Raw genomic sequence first — 19,653 nt, forward strand, 5'->3', positions numbered from 1 at the left:
GCGCGGCATCCTATCACGGGTGCCGGCCTATCATGAGCCTGGTATATGACCGCTGATCAGCCCTCCACCAGGTTCCGTGGCAGACCCTCGGCCCAGGCAGCGATGTTAGCCAGCGTCGTGCCGGCAATCGCCGCCAACGCTTCGCGCGTCAGGAACGCCTGGTGGGCGGTGATGATCACATTGGGAAAGGTCAGCAGGCGTGCAAGCACATCGTCTTGCAAGGGCAGGTCGGAGCGGTCTTCGAAGAATAGCTGGGCTTCTTCCTCGTACACATCCAGCCCCAAATAACCGAGTTGCCCCTGCTTGAGTGCATCGATCAGTGCCGGTGTGTCGACCAGCCCCCCGCGCCCGGTATTGATCAGCATCGCACCCGGCTGCATCTGGGCCAGGGACCGTGCGTTGATCAGGTGTTGGCTGTCGTGGGTGAGCGGGCAGTGCAGGCTGATGATCTGCGCCTCGGCCAGCAACTCCGGCAGGCTCGTGTAGCGGGCGCCAAGGGCCTGCACCTGGGGGTTGGGGAAGGGGTCGTAGGCCACCAGCCGGCAGCCGAAACCGGCCATGATCCTGGCGAATGCCGCGCCGATCTGCCCGGTGCCGACGACGCCGACAGTCTTGCCGACGAGGTCGAAACCGGTCAGCCCGTGCAGGCTGAAATCACCGTCGCGGGTGCGGTTGTAAGCACGATGCAAACGGCGGTTGAGGGCCAGGATCAACGCCACCGCATGCTCGGCCACCGCGTGGGGCGAATAGGCCGGCACGCGGACGATGGCCAGTCCCAGGCGCTTGGCGGCGGCCAGGTCGACATGGTTGTAGCCGGCCGAACGCAGGGCGATCAGGCGCGTACCGCCGTTGGCCAAGTGTTCCAGCACCGGGGCGCTGAGGTCATCGTTGATGAAGGCACACACCACCTCGTGATGCTCGGCCAGGGCCACGGTGTCGAGATTGAGGCGGGCGGGCTGGAAGTGCAGTTCTAAGCCGGCGGGCAGCGGCTCACCGAGAAAACTGTCGCGGTCGTAGTGTTGGCTACTGAAAAGAATGACGCGCATCAAATGGAGCTCCCTGTCATTTGCGAGTTGGAAATGCCTCCCACACGGGTTCCTGTCAATCAGGCGCTGACCCGCGCTTCACTGGCCAGGCGGGCAATCGCCATGTCCAGCTCGTCGAGTGCGGTCATGGCCTTGGCGTCGTCCTGCTTGAGCAGGGTTTCGGCGCGCTGGCAGGCGGCACGCAGTTGCGGCACACCGCAATAGCGCGTGGCGCCGTGCAGGCGGTGAACGCGCTCGATCAAGGCGTTGTTGTCATTGGCTTCGCGGGCGGCGGTGATGGCCTGGCGGTCGGCTTCCAGCGACGCCAGCAGCATGGCCAGCATATCGGCGGCCAGATCGGCTTTGTTGGCGGCCAGGCGCAAGCCTTCCTCGTGGTCCAGCACTTGCAGTCGCACGCCGGGGGCCAAACCGTCAGGGGCGCGCTCCGGCCCCTGGTTGCGCAGGGCCAGGCCGGTCCACTTCAACACCACCTGGGCCAGTTGCCGTTCGCTAATGGGTTTGGTCAGGTAATCGTCCATGCCGCTTTGCAGCAGGGCGCGCTTTTCATTGGCCATGGCATGGGCGGTGAGGGCGACCACCGGCAATGGCGTACCGTGGCGCTCGCTTTCCCACTGGCGAATCGCCTCGGTGCTCTGGCGCCCGTCCATGCCGGGCATTTGTACGTCCATCAGCACCAGGTCGAAGGTTTCCTGTTTCACCGCATCGATGGCGGCGTAACCGCTTTCCACTGCCAGCACCTTGGCGCCCATGTCTTCCAGCAAGGTTTGCACCAGCAACAGGTTCGCCGGGTTGTCATCCACGCACAGCACACGCGGTGCCCGGCTGGACAACGGTTCACCCGGTTCACTGCGTGAAGGGCGCGGGCTGATCAGGTCGGCCAGCGCCCGGCGCAGCTTGCGCGTACAGGCAGGCTTGGCCTGCAATTGGCTATTGGGGTTGGGCACTGACTGGTTGAACAACATCTGCTCGGTGGTCGGGCACAGCACCAGCACTTTGCAGCCCAGGTGTTCGAGGTCCCACAGGTGCTGGTTGAGACGTTCGGGAGGGATGTCATTGGCGGTGACGCCGAGTACCGCCAGGTCAATGGCCTGCTCGGTCTGATGCGCGCTGGTAATGCCGTTGGTGAGGTTTTCCAGGGAGTTGAATGGCGTAACTTCAAGCCCGCAGTCTTCCAGCTGATGTTGCAGGGCCTGGCGCGCCAGCTCGTGATTTTCCAGTACGGCCACCCGGCGACCGAGCAATGGCGCGGCGGGCAGGTCTTCAACGTCGTCGCGGGTTTTGGGCAGGTTCAGGCTGATCCAGAACTCCGAACCTTCACCCGGCGTGCTGTCAACGCCGATTTCACCACCCATCTGTTCGATCAGGCGCTTGGAAATCACCAGCCCCAAGCCGGTGCCGCCTGGCTGGCGCGACAGCGAGTTGTCGGCCTGGCTGAACGCCTGGAACAGTGCGCGTACATCCTGGTTGGAAAGGCCGATGCCGGTGTCCTGCACGCTGATGCGCAGTTGTACGCTGTCTTCCTGTTCGTCCTCGATCATCGCCCGGGCGACAATGGTGCCTTCGCGGGTGAACTTGATCGCGTTGCTGACCAGGTTGGTCAGAATCTGCTTGAGGCGCAGCGGGTCGCCGACCAACGCCAATGGCGTGTCGCGGTACACCAGGCTGACCAGTTCCAACTGCTTGGCATGGGCGGCAGGCGCGAGGATGGTCAGGGTGTCTTGCAGCAAGTCCCGCAGGTTGAAGGGCACGCTGTCGAGCACCAGCTTGCCGGCCTCGATCTTCGAGAAATCGAGGATCTCGTTGATGATGCCCAACAGGTTGTCGGCGGATTTTTCGATGGTGCCCAGGTAATCCAGCTGGCGTGGCGACATCTCGCTTTTCTGCAGCAGGTGGGTGAAACCCAGGATGCCATTGAGCGGGGTGCGGATCTCATGGCTCATGTTGGCCAGGAACTCCGATTTGATGCGGCTGGCTTCCAGGGCTTCCTTGCGCGCCAGGTCCAGTTCGATGTTCTGGATCTCGATGGTCTCCAGGTTCTGGCGCACGTCTTCGGTGGCCTGGTCGATACTGTGTTGCAGTTCTTCCTGGGCATTTTGCAGGGTTTCGGCCATGCGGTTGATGCCCGAGGCCAACTGGTCCAGTTCCTGGCTGCCCAACGGTGGCAAGCGGGTTTCGAGGTTGCCGTCCTTGAGTTGGGCCACGGCCAGTTTGATCTGGCTGATGGGTGAATTGATCGTGCGGCTGATGCGCAGTGCCAAGGCGGCGGTGCAGATCAGGCCGATGGCGATCAACAGCAAGCTGGCGAACAGGCTGCGATAGCCGCGCAGCAGCATGCCGTTGTGGGACAGTTCCACCTCGACCCAGCCCAGCAGGCGGTCGGATTCATCGGGGATCAGTTCGCCGGCGAGGTTGCGATGGCGGCCGAACACCGGCAGCAGGTAGCGCGTGGCGTCGTTGCCGGTGCGCTGCAACAGGTGCGAGCTGTTGCCGATAGGTGGCTGATTGAGCATGGTCGGGCCGGCGTGGGCCAGGGATGAGCGGTCCGGCGCAAGGAACGACACGGTGCGCACGTCCGGTTGTTCCAGGGATTGGGTGGCGATGCGTTCCAGCAGATCGGTGTTTTTGCTGCTCAGGGGTGGTGCCACCAGCGGCGCCAATTGCTCGGCGATCATCTCGCCGCGTTGCAGCAACTGGGTCTGCAGTTCCGACAGTTGCATCCAGGTGAAATAGCCTCCCAACAACAAGGCCATCAGGCTGGTCGGTAATAAGGTCAGCAACAGTACGCGGCCTTTGATCCCCATTTTTCTAAGCACGCCACTCTCCTGCTACCACATTGATATCAATCATTCACGCAGGCATCCGGCCCGCGCCACCTGCGCAGTGTAGCCATTTGCGCCGGGTGGATTCTCGTAAATTAATGACAGAGGGCAATCTTCGGGCCATTCGTCGCCGGCTGGCGATTGCCTGGCACGGTTTAATCTTGAATAATCAGTCATTGAGAATGACTTGCAGACGCTAATGAATCCCGCAGCCGTTGGCCCACCCAGTATCCTGACCATCGAAGATGACCCTGTATTGGGCGCCTATGTGCATGAGCACCTGGGACGTTGCGGTTTCCAGGTGACGTGGTGCCGGAATGGCCGGCAAGGTTTGCAGATGGCCCGTGACCAGGCGTTCGATGTGGTGTTGATGGACATCCTGCTGCCTGGCCTGGACGGTTTGTCGATCCTCACGCATTTGCGCCAGAGCCATGCGGTGCCCGTGATCCTGATGTCGGCCCTGGGCGCCGAGGCAGATCGCATCAGCGGCTTTCGCCTGGGAGCCGACGACTACCTGCCCAAGCCGTTCAGCATGATCGAGTTGCGCGTGCGCATCGAGGCGATCCTGCGCCGGGTCGCCCTGGACCGGCGCCCGCAGCCGGCCCTGATACCAGCGCGTGAAGACGTGCAGACCCTGCGCTTTGACGATGAACAGTGCGATGTCTTTCACCGGGAGCAATGGGGCGGGCTGACGCGCAGTGAGTATCGCCTGCTGGAAACCCTGCACCGTAATGCCGAAGAGGTACTCAGCAAGGCTTTCCTTTACCAGCATGTGTTACAGCGCGGCTATGCCCCGCATGATCGCAGCCTGGATATGCATATCAGCCAGATTCGCCGCAAGCTCAAGGCAATGGGCTACAGCGAGCGTGAAGTGCGCACCGTTTGGGGCAAGGGCTACGTATTGAGCGGTGCTGATGAAGGGCTTTGAGCGCTTGCCCGGCAAGCACTCGCTGTTCTGGAAGCTCGCCTGCCTGTTGATCGCCTTCTGTTTGCTGATGATTTGGCTCAGTTGGTCCTGGGGCCAGTATCTGGAGGAGCAGAGCGCCAATGTGGCTGAAGAGTCCCGCGAGGTGTTGCGGGGCTACGCAGCGGGTGCCGAACTGGCCTGGAAGACGCAAGGCCGTGACGGTGTCGACGCGTGGCTGCAACTGATGGCCACGCGTGAGACCACCTGGATCGGTGTGATCGGCAAGGATTTGCAGTCCCTGAGCAGCACACCCTTGAGCGACAAGGAGAGCCAGCGCCTGACGTTTCTGCGTGGCCTGGAGTGGCCGGTCAGCCGACATGTCAAAGGGCTGCCCTGGCTCAAGATTCCGTTTCCGGTGGACCCCGGCGCAGGCTCGTTGGTGATCGAGCTGCCGCAACGCTTCATGCCCGGGCGTTATCAACTGCTCTGGCGGGTTTTAACGAATGGCGTGATTCCCGGTTTGTTTACCTTGCTGTTGTGCGTGGGCCTCTATCGGCTGCTGATCATGCCCCTTAATCAATTGCGTGAGCAGGCCAACGCCTGGCGTGCTGACCAGTTGAATACGCGCATGTCCCGCGAGGCCACCAGTCGCCAGGATGAGCTGGGCGAGTTGAGCCGGGCCTTTGATCATATGTCCGAGCGCTTGCAGGGCACCGTGGTGATACAACAACAGTTACTGCGCGATATGTCCCACGAGCTACGCACACCCTTGAGCCGCCTGCGCGTAGCCTGCGACAGTGAACAAGACCTGGCGCAACTGCGTGAGCGGTTAAGCCGCGAAATCGACGGCATGCAGCGCCTGGTGGAAGACAGCCTGCAACTGGCTTGGCTGGACAGTGAGCGCACGCCGTTGCCCAACGAAGATATCCAGATCCAGGCGTTGTGGGACATGCTGCGCGAAAACGCCTGCTATGAAAGCGCTTGGCCGGCATCGCGCTTGCCATGCCGCCTGGTGGATGACTGCTGGGTGCGCGGCAACCTGAATGCACTGGCCCAAGCGTTGGAAAATATCCTGCGCAACGCGATACGACATTCGCCTGCCCACGGGGTGGTGCAACTGGATGGCTATCGCGAAGGAGACTACTGGCATCTCTGGCTGGAAGACCAGGGCGGCGGCATTGATGAGCAAGACGTGGAGCGGATCTTTGCGCCCTTCACCCGGCTGGAGGGTTCACGTCCCGGCGACGGCGGTTTCGGCCTTGGCTTGAGCATCGCCCGCAACGCCGTGCAGCGCCAGGGCGGGCGTTTATGGGCGGAAAATACCGGGCAGGGCCTGCGTGTACATCTGCGCCTGCTGGCCCGCTAGCCTTCAGGTGCGTCGCTGTTTGCGCTTTTTCCACTGGTGCCCAACCCACCAGCGCCAGTACAGCATCGTCAGGCAATAGGCCAGAGCTCCCAACAACAGCCCGCACACGACTGAACCCAACAGAAACGGCTGCCACAGCGTGCTGAGCTGGCCGCTGATCCATTCCCAGGTCAGGTTATCGGGCAGGCTGCGTGGCGGTACGTTCATCAGCCAGGCGCCTGTCAGGTAAGTACCGACAAATACAAACGGCATGGTGATCGGGTTGGTCAGCCACACCAGGCTGACAGCGATCGGCATATTCGCGCGCACGCTGATGGACAGGGCGGCCGCCAGCAGCATCTGAAAGGGAATCGGAATAAACGCGGCAAACAGGCCAACCGCCATGGCACGTGCGACGGAGTGTCGGTTCAGGTGCCAGAGGTTGGGGTCATGCAGCAACGTGCCGAGAAATCGTAAGGACTTGTGTTCCCTGATACTACTGGGATCGGGCATGTACCGTTTGAATAAGCGCCGTGGCATAAGGGGTCCCGGTCAATTCGAGGGGCAAGTATGCGCGCATTCTATAAACAGAAAATTCAGACTTTGTGACAAAACATCATAGGCCGTGCCGGACGCCCAGCTAAGACTGAGTGGATCACTGGAAAAGGATGATCCATGAGAGCAGGGATGTTCGCGCTCGCACTCGGTTTGCTGACGTTGCGCTGGTTGCCGGCACTGCCGCCGGTCGGCGGGGTGTTGGCGATGCTGGTGCTGGCCTTGATGTTATTGCCGTGGCGCAGCTATCCACTGGCGTTCTTTCTGCTGGGCCTGAGCTGGGCTTGCATCAGCGCGCAGTGGGCGCTGAATGATCGATTGCTACCCGCGCTGGACGGGCAGACCCGCTGGGTCGAGGGCCGTGTCACCGGGCTGCCGCAGCAGACGAGCAGCGGCGTGCGCTTCGAACTCAGCGACAGTCGGTCGCGCCATGCGCGTTTGCCCAAGCGTATCCGGGTGTCCTGGCACGGTGGACCGGCGGTACGCAGTGGCGAACGCTGGCGCCTGGCTGTGACGCTCAAGCGACCGTCCGGCCTGCTCAACTTTCACGGTTTTGACTATGAGGCGTGGTTGCTGGCCCAGCGCATTGGCGCTACTGCGTCTGTCAAGGACGGCCAGCGCCTGGCGCCGGCTCGCGATGCGTGGCGCGATAGCCTGCGCCAGCGGCTGATGAGCGTGGACATGCAAAATCGCCAAGGCGCCGTGACGGCGTTGGTGCTGGGGGACGGTTCCGGCTTGGATGCGCAGGATTGGCGGGTGCTGCAGGACACCGGGACCGTGCACCTGCTGGTGATTTCCGGCCAGCATATCGGTTTGCTGGCAGGGTTGATTTACGGCCTGGTGGCCGGGTTGGCGCGCTATGGTGGCTGGCCCCATGCGCTGCCGTGGCTGCCATGGGCATGCGGTTTGGCGTTTGCCGCCGCGCTGGGTTATGGCCTGCTCGCTGGGTTGGGTGTGCCGGTGCAGCGGGCCTGCATGATGGTCGCCCTGGTGTTGCTGTGGCGCCTGCGGTTCCGGCATTTGGGCGGCTGGTGGCCGTTGTTGCTGGCATTCAATGCGGTGCTGGTGTTCGAGCCCTTGGCCAGTCTGCAGCCGGGGTTCTGGTTGTCGTTTGCCGCGGTTGCGGTGCTGGTGCTGGCTTTCGGTGCACGTCTGGGCCCCTGGAGCGTCTGGCAGGCATGGACCCGGCCCCAATGGCTGATCGCCCTCGGGTTGTTTCCGGTGTTGCTGGTGCTCGGCCTGCCCATCAGCCTCAGCGCGCCGGTCGCCAACCTGTTTGCCGTGCCGTGGGTCAGCCTGGTGGTTTTGCCCCTGGCGCTGATGGGCACTGCGCTGCTAGGGGTGCCATTTGTCGGGGAGAACCTGCTGTGGCTGGCCGGTGGGGCACTGGATGGACTGTTCCAGGGTTTGACACTGTTGGCTGCGCGCGTGCCCGCCTGGACACCGGCCGAAGTGCCGTTGGGATATTGGCTGGTGAGCCTTGTGGGTACCGTGGTATTGCTGCTGCCCAAGGGCGTGCCGTTCCGGTTGCTGGGTTGGCCGATGCTTCTGTTGGCAGTGTTTCCTCCCAGGGGCCCGGTGCCCCATGGGCAGGTTGACGTGGTGCAACTGGACGTCGGCCAGGGCCAGGCATTGATTCTGCGCACCCGTCATCACAGCTTGCTCTACGATGCCGGCCCTCGATCCGGGATGATTGATTCAGGGGCGCGAGTGGTCTTGCCATCGTTGAAGAAACTCGGGGTCGAGCGGTTGGACATGATGTTGCTCAGCCATGCCGACGCCGACCATGCCGGCGGTGCGGTCGCGGTGGCCGAGGGGCTGCCCGTCGGCCGGGTAGTGGGTGGCGAGACCGAAGGGCTGCCGGCTGTTCTCGCGGCTCAGCCCTGTATCAGTGGCGAGACATGGGTGTGGGACGGTGTGTCGTTCGCGTTATGGCAATGGCCGGGTGCGCTCGACGGTAACCCCAGGTCATGTGTGTTACAGGTACAGGCCAATGGTGAGCGCCTGCTGCTCACCGGCGATATCGACCGTGCGGCAGAACGGGCTTTTCTCGACACGCCGCTGGCGACGCCAACCGACTGGCTGCAAGCCCCCCATCATGGCAGCCGCAGTTCTTCCTCCTGGCCCTTCGTGCAACGGTTGGCACCCAAGTCGGTGTTGATCTCCAGAGGGTGGGGCAATGCATTCGGCCACCCTCACGCGTCGGTAATGGAACGTTATCGGGCCATGGGCAGTCGGGTCTACGACAGCGCCGAGCAGGGCGCGGTGCGTGTGCAATTGGGCGCCTTCAAGCCACCGGTCGTTGCGCGCAGTCAACGCCGTTTCTGGCGCGAACCGTTACCTTAGCCCAGTGTTATCAACGACCGGCACCTGCGACGGACGGGGCGTGGGGCGACGAACCCCGCCGCTGAACCTATATGGTAAAGTGGCGCACTTTTTCGAGGGGACATTCACTGTGTGGGAATTGGTCAAATCCGGTGGCTGGATGATGTTGCCGATCATTCTGAGCTCCATCGCCGCACTCGGCATCGTTGCTGAACGCCTGTGGACCTTGCGCGCCAGCCGCGTCACCCCCGAGCACTTGCTGGGGCAGGTCTGGGGCTGGATCAAGAACAAGCAACTCGACAAGGATAAACTCAAGGAGCTGCGCGCCAACTCGCCCCTGGGGGAAATCCTCGCCGCCGGCCTTGCCAACTCCAAGCATGGTCGCGAGATCATGAAAGAGTGCATCGAAGAAGCCGCTGCCCGGGTCATTCATGAGTTGGAACGCTACATCAACGCCCTCGGTACCATTGCCGCGATGGCGCCGTTGCTCGGCTTGCTGGGGACGGTGCTGGGTATGATCGACATCTTCAGCTCGTTCATGGGCTCGGGCATGACCACCAACGCCGCGGTGTTGGCCGGTGGTATTTCCAAGGCGTTGATCACCACGGCAGCGGGCCTGATGGTCGGTATTCCATCGGTGTTTTTCCACCGCTTCCTGCAACGGCGCATCGATGAACTGGTGGTCGGCATGGAGCAGGAAGCCATCAAGCTGGTGGAAGTGGTGCAGGGCGACCGCGATGTGGACCTGGTTGAGGGCAAAGCGTGAAATTTCGCCGCAAGCAACGGGAAAATGTCGATATCAACCTCGCGTCGCTGATCGACGTGGTGTTTATCCTGCTGCTGTTTTTTGTCGTCACCACCACTTTCACCCGGCAGACCGAGCTGCGGGTCGATCTGCCGGAAGCGGTCAGCGGCTCGCCGGCCGAAGATCAGCAGGTCAAGCAACTGGATATCGCCATCAGCGCCGATGGGGTGTTTTCGGTGAATAACCAGTTGCTGGAAAAGAACGACCTCAACAGCCTGATGGAAGCCTTGCAGAAGGAGTCCGGTGGTGACACCACGATGCCGCTGTCGATCAGTGCCGATGGCAAGACCCAGCATCAAGCGGTGATCACAGCGATGGATGCTGCCGGCAAATTGGGCTTCAGCCATTTGCGCATGTCCACCGTCGAGGCGGCGAGCGCACCCTGATGCCTCTTTCCGATCGATTGCTCAAGGCGTGGTACGAGGGCCATCCGGCTCTCGCGCTGTTGCGGCCGCTGGAGTCCTTGTATCGCCGAGTGGTGCAGCGCAAGCGTGCACGGTTCCTGGCGGGTGAGGGCGACATCTACCAATCACCGGTGCCGGTGGTGGTGGTCGGTAATATCACCGTGGGCGGCACGGGCAAGACGCCGTTGATCCTGTGGCTGATCGAGCACTGTCGGCGCAGTGGTTTGCGCGTGGGGGTCGTCAGTCGTGGATACGGTGCCAAGCCGCCGCAATTGCCTTGGCGGGTCGATGCCAGCCACAGCGCCGAGGTGGCGGGCGATGAACCGTTGCTGATCGTGCAGCGGTGCGGCGTCCCGCTGATGATCGACCCTGATCGCAGTCGCGCCGTGAAGGCGTTACTGGCCAGCGAAACCCTGGACCTGATCCTTTCAGACGATGGAATGCAACATTACCGCCTGGCCCGCGACCTGGAGCTGGTCTTGATCGATGCTGCGCGGGGGCTTGGCAACCGCCGTTGCCTGCCTGCCGGGCCGTTACGCGAGCCCGTGGAGCGTCTGCAGGGTGTGGATGCGTTGCTTTACAACGGCGCCGTAGCGGATCGTGACGACGGCTTTGCCTTCCGCCTGATGCCCACCGCGTTGATCAACCTGAGTACCGGTGAGCGCCAGCCGATCGATTATTTTCCGCCGGGCCAGGCGGTGCACGCGGTCGCCGGCATCGGCAATCCGCAACGTTTCTTCAATACCCTTGAAACGCTACACTGGCAGCCGATACCCCATGCATTTGCCGACCATGCGCCCTACAGCGCCGAGGTCTTGAATTTTACGCCGTCATTGCCGCTGGTCATGACCGAAAAGGACGCGGTGAAGTGCCGCGCCTTTGCCCAGCCTGACTGGTGGTACCTTGCGGTGGATGCGGCGCCGTCGCCGGCGTTTGTCGCCTGGTTCGACACGCAACTGATGCGCCTGCTGCCCGACCGTCTCTTGCCTTAAAACGCTTTTTTCCAGGAAACCTTCATGGACACCAAATTGCTCGACATCCTCGCTTGCCCGATCTGCAAAGGCCCGCTCAAGCTCAGCGCCGACAAAACCGAGCTGATCAGCAAAGGTGCTGGCCTGGCTTACCCGATCCGCGATGGCATCCCGGTCATGCTGGAAAGCGAAGCCCGCACCCTGACGACCGATGAGCGCCTGGATAAATGACCACTGCCTTTACCGTTGTCATTCCTTCGCGTTATGCATCGACCCGCCTGCCGGGCAAGCCGCTGCAAATGATCGGCAACAAACCGATGATCCAACTGGTATGGGAACAGGCCAGTAAAAGCAGCGCCGAACGCGTGGTGGTGGCGACCGACGACCCGCGTATCATCGCGGCCTGCCAAGGCTTTGGCGCCGAAGCGGTGTTGACCCGCGAAGACCATAATTCCGGCACCGACCGTCTGGCCGAAGTGGCCACGCAGCTTGGCCTTGCGCCCGATGCCATCGTGGTCAACGTGCAAGGTGATGAGCCGTTGATTCCGCCCAGTGTGATCGACCAGGTGGCGGCCAACCTGGCAGCCCATGGCGAAGCCCGCATGGCCACCCTTGCCGAACCCATTGAAGACATCGACACCCTGTTCAATCCGAACGTGGTGAAGGTGGTCAGCGATATCAATGGCCTGGCACTGACCTTCAGCCGTTCGACCTTGCCCTGGGCACGCGACGCCTTCGCCCGGCAGCCGGATGTATTGCCGCAGGGCGTGCCGTACCGTCGCCACATTGGCATTTACGCCTACCGTGCCGGTTTCCTGCATGACTTCGTCAGTTGGGGCCCGTGCTGGCTGGAAAACACCGAATCCCTGGAGCAACTGCGTGCTCTTTGGCATGGCGTGCGCATCCATGTGGGCGACGCCCTGGAAGCACCGCCTGCCGGTGTCGATACCCCTGAAGATCTTGAGCGCGTCCGTCGCCTGCTGGGGGCGTGATGGAAGTTCTGTTTGTCTGCCTGGGCAATATCTGCCGCTCGCCGACTGCCGAAGGCGTACTGCGCCACAAATTACGCGAAGCGGGGCTGGCAGGGCAGGTTGAGGTGGCATCGGCCGGTACTGGCCACTGGCATGTGGGTAATCCCCCTGACCAGCGTAGCCAGCGCGCGGCGTTGGCACGCGGTTATGACTTGTCGGCCCAGCGTGCCCAGCAGGTTTCACGCGCCGACTTTGAGCGTTATGACTTGATCCTGGCCATGGACCACAGCAACCTGCGCAACCTCAACCTGTTGCAACCGGGCCAGGGCAGGGCGCAAGTGGATTTGTTCCTGCGCCGGTATGGCGCCGAGGTCGATGAAGTGCCGGATCCTTACTATGAAGGCGAACAAGGGTTTGAACGGGTCCTGGACCTGATCGAGCGAGCCTGCGATTTATTGGTCATTGAATTAAAGGGGCGGTTATGACCTTGCAAGTGCTTGCGCAGGTATCGCTCAAGCCATTCAACAGCTTCGGCATTGATGTGCGTGCGCAACTGTTTGCCGAAGCCCGCAGCGATGCGGATGTCCGTGAAGCACTGGCCTATGCTGGCGCGCACGCGGTGCCGTTGCTGGTGATCGGTGGCGGCAGCAACTTGCTGTTGACCCGCGACATTCCCGCCTTGGTCTTGCGTATGGCGACCCAGGGTATCCGGGTGTTGCACGATGACGGTGTGCACGTGGTGGTGGAAGCCGAGGCCGGGGAGGCCTGGCACCCCTTTGTGCTGTGGACCCTGGAGCAGGGTTTTTGCGGCCTGGAAAATCTCAGCCTGATCCCTGGCACCGTCGGTGCGGCCCCGATGCAGAACATCGGCGCCTACGGCGTGGAGATCAAGGACGTGTTTGCCGGCCTGACGGCCCTGGATCGTCATACCGGCGAACTACGGGAGTTCAGTCTGGACGAATGCAACTTCGCCTACCGCGACAGCCTGTTCAAGCACGAGACCGGGCGCTGGCTGATCTTGCGAGTGCGCTTTGCCCTCAGCCGAACCCAGCACCTGAAACTCGACTACGGCCCAGTGCAACAGCGCCTGGCCGCGCAGGGGATCATCGAGGCCACGGCCAGTGACGTCAGTCGTGCGATCTGCAGCATTCGCCGCGAGAAACTGCCCGACCCGGCGGTGCTTGGCAACGCTGGCAGCTTCTTCAAGAACCCGCTGGTGTCCCAGGCATTGGCCGCAGAGCTACAAGCGCGCTACCCGGACCTTGTGGCATACCCCCAGGCCGATGGGCAGATGAAGCTCGCCGCCGGCTGGCTGATCGACAAAGCCGGCTGGAAGGGCTTTCGAGAAGGCGATGCGGGCGTGCACAAGATGCAGGCACTGGTGCTTGTCAACTATGGCACGGCCACCGGACAGGACATTGCGAACCTGGCACTGCGTATCCAGCAGGATATTGCTGAACGCTTCAGGGTCGAGTTGGAGATGGAACCCAACCAGTATTGAGCCTGAAACAAAAATGCCCCGTATCTTGCGATACGGGGCATTTTTTTGGGTGCTAGCAATCAGTCATCGCGACCCATGATGCCGAAGATCTGCAACAGGCTGATGAACAGGTTGTAGATCGACACATACAGGCTGATGGTCGCCATGATGTAGTTACGCTCACCGCCGTGGATGATGGCGCTGGTCTGGAACAGGATGCACACGGAGGAGAACAGCACAAAACCTGCGCTGATCGCCAGTTGCAGGCCGCTGATCTGGAAGAACATGCCCGCTACCACGGCCGCCAGCAGCACGAAGAAACCTGCGGTAATGAAACCGCCCAGGAAACTCATGTCCTTGCGGCTGATCAACACATAGGCCGACAGACCACCAAATACCAGAGCCGTCATGGCAAACGCCGAGCTGACCACTTCAGCGCCGCCGGCCATGCCTAGGTAACGGTTCAGGATCGGGCCGAGAATAAAGCCCATGAAACCGGTCAAGGCAAACGCAGAGACCAGGCCCCAGGCCGAGTCACGCAGCTTGTTGGTCAGGAAGAACAGGCCATAGAAACCGATCAGCACGACAAAGATATTGGGGTAACCCACCCGCATCTGCTGCGCCACATACGCCATCACGCCGCTGAATGCGAGGGTCAGGGCGAGCAAGCCATAGGTGTTGCGCAACACGCGGCTGACTTCAAGCTGCTCAGCCTGCGCGTTGCCATTCACTGCGTAATTCTGTTCGCGCATGGCGACACTCCTTCAGTTTTGAAACGTTCAGTCGCAAAGATCATAACAGACGCTCTGTAACAAGCTATGGCGAGAGTTTGACAGTGTGTTTCATTCGGGTATTATGGCGCCCGCTGACGCAGGAAGGGCTACTATTGTTCCTGTGACGCAAAAGGGAAATTGGCAGAGTGGTTGAATGCACCGGTCTTGAAAACCGGCGAACGTTAATAGCGTTCCCAGGGTTCGAATCCCTGGTTTCCCGCCAACATTCAGACGAAAGCCTCGCGAAAGCGGGGCTTTTGTGTTTCTGGGCGTTGGCTGTCGCGGGCTGGTGTTTGCTCGGCGTTCCATAACTATTATGGAACCGTTCCAGAACTTTTCTATTTTGACGGCTTCGCAGTGGCGCCGAGCCGTCTGTAAACGCGCTTTGTGATTTCCTGATTGCTATGACCAAGCAGCAGGCTTGCGTCGCCGATATCCACGATTTCCGATGCCGCTTTGGGTCGAATATCTCGGAACTGAAACCCACTGATCTTTGCAGCGAGCGTCGGATCTCCTTGTTCGATAGCTTTCTCGCAAGCCATCTCTCGTGCCTTATCCCAGGCGCAACATCCCCTTCGTCATCCTTTTCCCATGCTTGTTGATCAGCAGATATTTTGAAGGGTGGGCGGCATTCCTCTCTGAAATTTCCCGAACTAGCCTTCCCAGGCTGTTTTCCCCTTCCTTTGTGCGCATCAAGATCCTGAGCTTAAGCCCCGTTTTTCCCTGTGTGACCAGGAAGTAATCACCATCCACGTCGTCACTGCGCATGGCGATCACGTCAGCCGGGCGTTGACCGGTGAGGTAGCCCAGATCCATCGCTTCCCTGAGTTCAGGCCCAGCCATCCCGTACACCGCATCCCAAACCACGGCATTGGCATAGTAGTCGCGTGGCGTCTCCTTGTTCTTTCTTACCCCCTGACAGGGGTTCTCGCGCTGGGTGAGCCCCCACTCCCGGGCTATGTTGATTCACAGCGTTATATATAGGCGGCGCAATTTTGATTATGGGGGCGCGATTCGATGAGCTGATAAAGTTGGAATTGAATGCAATCGGAGATTTGTCAGCTGGGGTGTTTGGTCCAGTCGCTTTTCTGTGGTTGGTTTTGGGTTACGTACAGCAGGGTAGAGAACTAAAAATAAGCTCTAAAGCGCTCCAAATGCAGGCGACTGAATTGAAAGATTCAGTCGACCAACAGAAGGCTCTTGTCGAAGCACAGCAAGAAAATTTGCGCCATTACGAACGATCGCTTGAACCTCTATTGGAGCTTAAATATCTAGGTGCCCTCCAGGTACAAGGGGACTGGATGGAGAATTTTGAAATTAGAAACTTTGGAAATTATTGTGATGGAGTAGTTGTTCACCTGAGTAGTGATGGTGTTGATAGATATCCTATGCATTTAGAGCCCCTACACAGGGATGTTGTTAGAGGGTTCTTTTTGGATGATTTGAGTGGCATTTTTCAAAAATATGAACTTGAAGTTAGTTATAGAAAGGTAAGTGGCCTAAAAGGCGTTTAGGTCTTCGATATCTACTCAGAAGAATCTGATGAAGGTCACAGTGTTCGGATAAAAAAACGAGCATTTTAGTTTCCACGTTAGTAATCGTCGGGCCATGCCCGGGCGGTGGCGTGTGGTGAGGGATCAGCTAGAGTTGAATGGTCATTCACAAGGAGTTCAGAAAATGGCATGTCGAATTTGCAATGAACCAGCTGAGGACATTGCTCCACTTGGCGATTATCAGGATTGGAACTGCGCCGGATGTGGCCGGTATCGGATATCTGGAACTCTTCTGGCTGAGCTGGATGCAAATAAACAGAGCCTCGAGGTAGAGGCGACACGGATTTGGATTGCAACCAATCGGGCAACAGGTGACGTACCAAACCTTTCAACGTTCGCAGCAAAACAACACAACCTGATAAGGGGTTAGGCGTCGTGTGATTGGCGCTCTTCGGAGCGTCAGGGGGCGTTGGCGGGTGCCAGCGCTGCCATTGCGGCGCGCTGAGGCTGTTGCGGTTGGTAGATGATGTCAATATGCTTCCACCTTCAAACAAGGAGGTGAGCAGTGAGTAAATACGCGCCTTTAGCAGACTATCTGAAAGCCCAGGTCCAGGACTCTGTCCAACTTTCATTCGGTCAGATCGATGCGCTAGTCAATGGGCTGCCGCCCAGTGCACGAAACCATGACGCTTGGTGGGCTAACTCGCGTACGGAGGACAGCCACACTTGGGCTCACCTTTGGATCGCTGCTGGCTGGGAATGTGAGTCGGTTGACAGGACAAATGAAACCGCAGTTTTTCACCGAACCTCAAATCGCTCGGCAAAGCCCATGCGGCGCTACTGGTGGGTTAATCATAAGCAAACTCATCTAGATGAGTACGCTGGGGGATATATTTGGTCTCCAAAAGAAAAGCGTAATGGTGTGGCCAACCAGACGTATCTGAACCTCACTCTCGTGAGTCCCGGTGACGTAGTAATTTCGTATGCGGATGGGCTAATAAAGGCAGTAGGCGTTGCTTCGGATGCACACCGCGAAGAGCCTATCCCCGACAGTCATTGGCAGGCTGCTGAATACTGGCAAGCTCTTGGCTGGATGGTGCCGATCATGTGGGCCAGGTTGGATCATCCGATTTCTCCAAAATTACACTTAGATGCTTTAGCGGACCTTCTGCCAGAGAAGCATTCCCCATTACAGAAAAATGGCGATGGAAATCAGGGATGTTACCTCGCAAGTATTTCTCCAACTTTAGGTGGAGTGATTCTGGGTCTGGTAGCGGATCGCGATTTGAAAGCGTTGACAACAATTCGGGTTACAGCTCCGTCACAAGTGAATGTGCCAGGGGAGGATCGCCGCCGTTTGCCTGCAGAGCAATTACGCAGTGTAACCCCTGAGTATATTTGGGAGGCAGTGCAAAGTTTGCTCCAGGGCGCGACCTCGGAGGAGTTTTGGCCGTCGATTGATTATGATTTGTTGGTTGAAGAAGGGAAACGACTCGCACCGAAGCAGGTGTTTGGACTTGCTGCAACAGCCGCTCTAGGGTTCACTCTCAAGCCTCGCCACTTCACCGCGGGCAAGGGAACTGTTTGTTTCGAACTGCTGGAAGCAGCGGGTTACAAAATTGTCCCGAAAGGTGAGCCAGTTGAGGCGCTTGAAATACCCAATGACACAGAGGATAGAGAGTGGGCCGAGGGCCAAGTTAAGCTGGTGTATCACCTGAAACGTGAACGCTCACCGGGTTTGTCTAGAGCCAAGAAAGCTTCATTTATCAAGCAGCATGGCCGGCTTTTCTGCGAGGAGTGCGGAACAGATCCTATCGAAGCGTATGGCGATTTTGGTGTGGCTTGTATTGAAGTTCATCATGAGGCGATACAGGTCGCAGATATGGGCGAGCAGCACAAGACAACCCTCGATCAATTGCGCTGCCTGTGTGCCAACTGTCATCGTGTTCTGCATCGCAAATTGAAGGCTCAGATCGTTCACCCTACACCAGCTATCGCTGAGCCCGACGTTATGTCCGCAGTGCTCTGTTGATAGTTGGACTCAGCTATCTCGCAAAAAAAGAGCAAGCTGGTAGCATCTCGTTTCGGTGGGGTTTACCAGGCGGAAGGTTACGTAGAGAGAAACGGCTATTGGTCTTGCGGTCGCGATGCAGGTATGAGCCTGGGCCAAGTTCATCCTGGACACGGCAAAGCTCTTCAAATTGCTCCGGGAAGTCTTCTCGGATTGCTCGAAAGTAACCTTCGCCACCTTTCACACAGCCAATGAAATCGCGGAAATAATCGTTGAGCTTGCGTCCCTGCTTTCCCTTCAGGTACGAGATGTACTGCTTCGACTGGCGGTTGGTCTGCCATTCGCTGATGTTGATGCGTGCGGCAAGGCGGATGAGGTCCAGGTCGAGGCGCTTCACCGTCATCAGTGCGAGCTCTTCGGTCATGGTGACCGCTTCGGTTTCCTGCACCAGGGCGATCACCAGGTAATCAGTCATGCCTTGCTAGTAGTGGCAGAAGAGGGTGTGCCCACCGGTGGTGAGGTTCGACTCTTCCATTAGTTTGGTCAGGTGTTCGACGGCAGTGGTGCTGAACGTCAGGAAGTAGGTAACGCCGGCCAGGTACTTGCCGAGCCAGCCGCTGAATGGGTAGGCACCTGATTCTTGATGGAAGAACCCCCAGCCCTTGCCGGCGGTGGCGTTGTAGCTTTCGTTGAGCTGGCTCATAAGGTCTTCGCGGGCCTGGCTTTCGACTTGCTCGGATGCGCCCAGGAACAGAATGGCCGGGCTGCCGTCGGGTTTTTTGTCGATCTTGTGGATGACACTGTGGCGAATGGGCATTGCGTTTACCTCAGGTAAGCGCCGCCCTCCGGTTAACGGATGCAGCATGGTGGGCAACAGGGGTTTAAGTTAAAGTTATGACGGTCTATCAAGGATGAAGCGGAATGAACAAGCTCAACGCAATAAACGCGTCAGTAAATCGTTTTCTCAGCCGTTTTTCTCGTAAGCAGTTCTTCTTGGTTTTCGCCGTAATCACTGCGGTCAACTACTGGCTGGCCTATAACGTCGCAGGCTACAAGTCGGTCTATCTGGCCATCGTCGGAGGTTTTGTCTTCGGCATGATGTTCGCGAAATTCGAGCCCAGTAAGTAATTTATAATCAAAATTTTGTCTATTGGTTCACTCGTCTTCGGCGTTCATCTGGAGCGATTCACCGAAACCTGTTTGCCGTAATTTGCGCGCCACGCTTTCGGATATCTCATAACCGTGGCGCTTAATTTCTAAAAGTGGCGATGACTTCTCGGCACCCGATGAATGTGGGTACCTGCGCTTCCACCTGATATCCATCCCGCACACTAGTTGTTCCGCCGAATGCTCCAGCCACTCCTGTTCCGCGTCTGCCTCGCTGATCTTTGGAGGCAACTGAGCGTCGTAACGCTCCTGGCATATCTTTAATGCTGCGTGCGAAAGCCTCATGTTCCGGTTGTTCTCGGTAATTGTTACGGCACGCAGGTTGGCGGCGCGATTATCCCGGCGATCGCCATTTATGTGGTCAATCTGCATTCCATCTGGGATAGGCCCGTGGAGCATCTTCCAAGCTAGCCGGTTGGTACGGAACTGATTTCCGCCCACTCGTATCACCTCGTAACCGTCGCTGTTCGACGATCCAGCTCGTTTGCCAGCGTACTTTCTGTTCCGAAGATCAAGAATTTCAGGCAGTTAACCTGATGGGACTGCCTGGTCTTCCAGTACATGGCACCGCTGGCAGGATC

The 19,653-nt window shown here is 59.2% G+C and carries 18 protein-coding genes, 1 tRNA gene and 3 pseudogenes; 14 read left to right on the forward strand and 8 right to left on the reverse strand.

The window, feature by feature from the left end; all coding sequences use genetic code 11:
• Positions 1 to 56: 56 nt before the first annotated feature.
• Positions 57 to 1,046, reverse strand: coding sequence for a 2-hydroxyacid dehydrogenase (locus MJP36_RS13975; protein ID WP_104994125.1), 990 nt, complete (start codon positions 1,044 to 1,046; stop codon positions 57 to 59).
• Positions 1,047 to 1,105: 59 nt separating this feature from the next.
• Positions 1,106 to 3,859 carry a response regulator gene (locus MJP36_RS13980; RefSeq protein WP_060755629.1) on the reverse strand — a complete coding sequence of 918 codons (2,754 nt, stop codon included), beginning with the start codon at positions 3,857 to 3,859 and terminating at the stop codon, positions 1,106 to 1,108.
• 205 nt (positions 3,860 to 4,064) lie between these two features.
• Here MJP36_RS13980 and MJP36_RS13985 point away from each other — a divergent pair, with 205 nt between their 5' ends.
• Both MJP36_RS13985 and MJP36_RS13990 read left to right on the forward strand, forming a co-directional pair.
• Complete coding sequence (locus tag MJP36_RS13985) at positions 4,065 to 4,793, forward strand: response regulator transcription factor (protein ID WP_060755628.1); 729 nt, start codon at positions 4,065 to 4,067, stop codon at positions 4,791 to 4,793.
• A complete protein-coding gene (locus tag MJP36_RS13990; protein WP_244385578.1) occupies positions 4,780 to 6,138 on the forward strand; it encodes a sensor histidine kinase in 1,359 nt (452 codons plus the stop codon). Before MJP36_RS13985 ends, MJP36_RS13990 begins: the two co-directional genes overlap by 14 nt.
• 3 nt (positions 6,139 to 6,141) lie before the next feature.
• Here MJP36_RS13990 and MJP36_RS13995 read toward each other — a convergent pair whose 3' ends face one another.
• On the reverse strand, positions 6,142 to 6,657 hold the full coding sequence (locus tag MJP36_RS13995; RefSeq protein ID WP_090370293.1) for a DUF2062 domain-containing protein: 516 nt from the start codon (positions 6,655 to 6,657) through the stop codon (positions 6,142 to 6,144).
• 147 nt (positions 6,658 to 6,804) lie between these two features.
• On the opposite strand from MJP36_RS13995, the gene MJP36_RS14000 reads away from it, so the two are divergent.
• The 8 genes from MJP36_RS14000 to murB all read left to right on the forward strand — a co-directional run bounded on the left by MJP36_RS14000 (position 6,805) and on the right by murB (position 13,649).
• Entirely contained in the window at positions 6,805 to 9,018 is a 2,214-nt protein-coding gene (locus tag MJP36_RS14000; protein ID WP_244385579.1) for a DNA internalization-related competence protein ComEC/Rec2, read from the forward strand.
• Positions 9,019 to 9,127: 109 nt separating this feature from the next.
• A complete protein-coding gene (locus tag MJP36_RS14005; protein WP_060755624.1) occupies positions 9,128 to 9,763 on the forward strand; it encodes a MotA/TolQ/ExbB proton channel family protein in 636 nt (211 codons plus the stop codon).
• Positions 9,760 to 10,188: an ExbD/TolR family protein gene (locus tag MJP36_RS14010; RefSeq protein WP_104994120.1), complete on the forward strand. Its 429-nt coding sequence runs from the start codon at positions 9,760 to 9,762 to the stop codon at positions 10,186 to 10,188. The genes MJP36_RS14005 and MJP36_RS14010 overlap by 4 nt, the downstream gene beginning before the upstream one ends.
• Positions 10,188 to 11,198, forward strand: coding sequence for a tetraacyldisaccharide 4'-kinase (gene lpxK / locus MJP36_RS14015; protein WP_104994119.1), 1,011 nt, complete (start codon positions 10,188 to 10,190; stop codon positions 11,196 to 11,198). The genes MJP36_RS14010 and lpxK overlap by 1 nt, the downstream gene beginning before the upstream one ends.
• Before the next feature lie 24 nt (positions 11,199 to 11,222).
• Entirely contained in the window at positions 11,223 to 11,408 is a 186-nt protein-coding gene (locus MJP36_RS14020; RefSeq protein WP_003174668.1) for a Trm112 family protein, read from the forward strand.
• On the forward strand, positions 11,405 to 12,169 hold the full coding sequence (kdsB, locus tag MJP36_RS14025) for a 3-deoxy-manno-octulosonate cytidylyltransferase (protein WP_104994118.1): 765 nt from the start codon (positions 11,405 to 11,407) through the stop codon (positions 12,167 to 12,169). Before MJP36_RS14020 ends, kdsB begins: the two co-directional genes overlap by 4 nt.
• On the forward strand, positions 12,169 to 12,633 hold the full coding sequence (locus tag MJP36_RS14030; RefSeq protein ID WP_060755620.1) for a low molecular weight protein-tyrosine-phosphatase: 465 nt from the start codon (positions 12,169 to 12,171) through the stop codon (positions 12,631 to 12,633). Before kdsB ends, MJP36_RS14030 begins: the two co-directional genes overlap by 1 nt.
• Positions 12,630 to 13,649 carry a UDP-N-acetylmuramate dehydrogenase gene (gene murB, locus MJP36_RS14035; RefSeq protein WP_244385580.1) on the forward strand — a complete coding sequence of 340 codons (1,020 nt, stop codon included), beginning with the start codon at positions 12,630 to 12,632 and terminating at the stop codon, positions 13,647 to 13,649. Before MJP36_RS14030 ends, murB begins: the two co-directional genes overlap by 4 nt.
• A gap of 59 nt (positions 13,650 to 13,708) precedes the next feature.
• Here murB and MJP36_RS14040 read toward each other — a convergent pair whose 3' ends face one another.
• Positions 13,709 to 14,380 (reverse strand): Bax inhibitor-1/YccA family protein, encoded by a 672-nt coding sequence (locus tag MJP36_RS14040; RefSeq protein WP_060755618.1) that lies wholly within the window; start codon positions 14,378 to 14,380, stop codon positions 13,709 to 13,711.
• 153 nt (positions 14,381 to 14,533) lie between these two features.
• Here MJP36_RS14040 and MJP36_RS14045 point away from each other — a divergent pair.
• A tRNA-Ser gene (locus tag MJP36_RS14045) sits at positions 14,534 to 14,624 on the forward strand.
• Between the two features lie 115 nt (positions 14,625 to 14,739).
• Here MJP36_RS14045 and MJP36_RS14050 read toward each other — a convergent pair.
• Positions 14,740 to 15,364 (reverse strand): annotated as a pseudogene (locus MJP36_RS14050) (tyrosine-type recombinase/integrase); the annotation flags it as partial.
• Between the two features lie 68 nt (positions 15,365 to 15,432).
• Between MJP36_RS14050 and MJP36_RS14055 the strand changes: the two are divergent.
• Together MJP36_RS14055 and MJP36_RS14060 are read left to right on the forward strand one after the other, a co-directional pair.
• Positions 15,433 to 15,915, forward strand: coding sequence for a hypothetical protein (locus MJP36_RS14055; protein WP_244385581.1), 483 nt, complete (start codon positions 15,433 to 15,435; stop codon positions 15,913 to 15,915).
• Positions 15,916 to 16,459: 544 nt separating this feature from the next.
• Positions 16,460 to 17,926 (forward strand): HNH endonuclease, encoded by a 1,467-nt coding sequence (locus MJP36_RS14060; RefSeq protein WP_244385582.1) that lies wholly within the window; start codon positions 16,460 to 16,462, stop codon positions 17,924 to 17,926.
• 13 nt (positions 17,927 to 17,939) lie between these two features.
• Here the strand turns inward: MJP36_RS14060 and MJP36_RS14065 are convergent.
• A pseudogene (locus MJP36_RS14065) lies at positions 17,940 to 18,722 on the reverse strand (nucleoid-associated protein).
• Positions 18,723 to 18,826: 104 nt separating this feature from the next.
• Between MJP36_RS14065 and MJP36_RS14070 the strand changes: the two are divergent.
• Positions 18,827 to 19,033: a hypothetical protein gene (locus tag MJP36_RS14070; RefSeq protein ID WP_090370308.1), complete on the forward strand. Its 207-nt coding sequence runs from the start codon at positions 18,827 to 18,829 to the stop codon at positions 19,031 to 19,033.
• Positions 19,034 to 19,060: 27 nt separating this feature from the next.
• On the opposite strand, the gene MJP36_RS14075 is transcribed toward MJP36_RS14070, so the two are convergent.
• Together MJP36_RS14075 and MJP36_RS27980 are read right to left on the reverse strand one after the other, a co-directional pair.
• Positions 19,061 to 19,357, reverse strand: a complete 297-nt coding sequence (locus tag MJP36_RS14075) for a hypothetical protein (protein WP_244385625.1) — start codon at positions 19,355 to 19,357, stop codon at positions 19,061 to 19,063.
• A gap of 63 nt (positions 19,358 to 19,420) precedes the next feature.
• Positions 19,421 to 19,471 (reverse strand): annotated as a pseudogene (locus tag MJP36_RS27980) (HNH endonuclease); the annotation flags it as partial.
• Between the last annotated feature and the right edge of the window lie 182 nt (positions 19,472 to 19,653).

It is taken from the genome of Pseudomonas palleroniana (genome assembly GCF_022836895.1).
In the GTDB taxonomy this organism is placed as follows: Bacteria; Pseudomonadota; Gammaproteobacteria; order Pseudomonadales; family Pseudomonadaceae; genus Aquipseudomonas; species Aquipseudomonas palleroniana.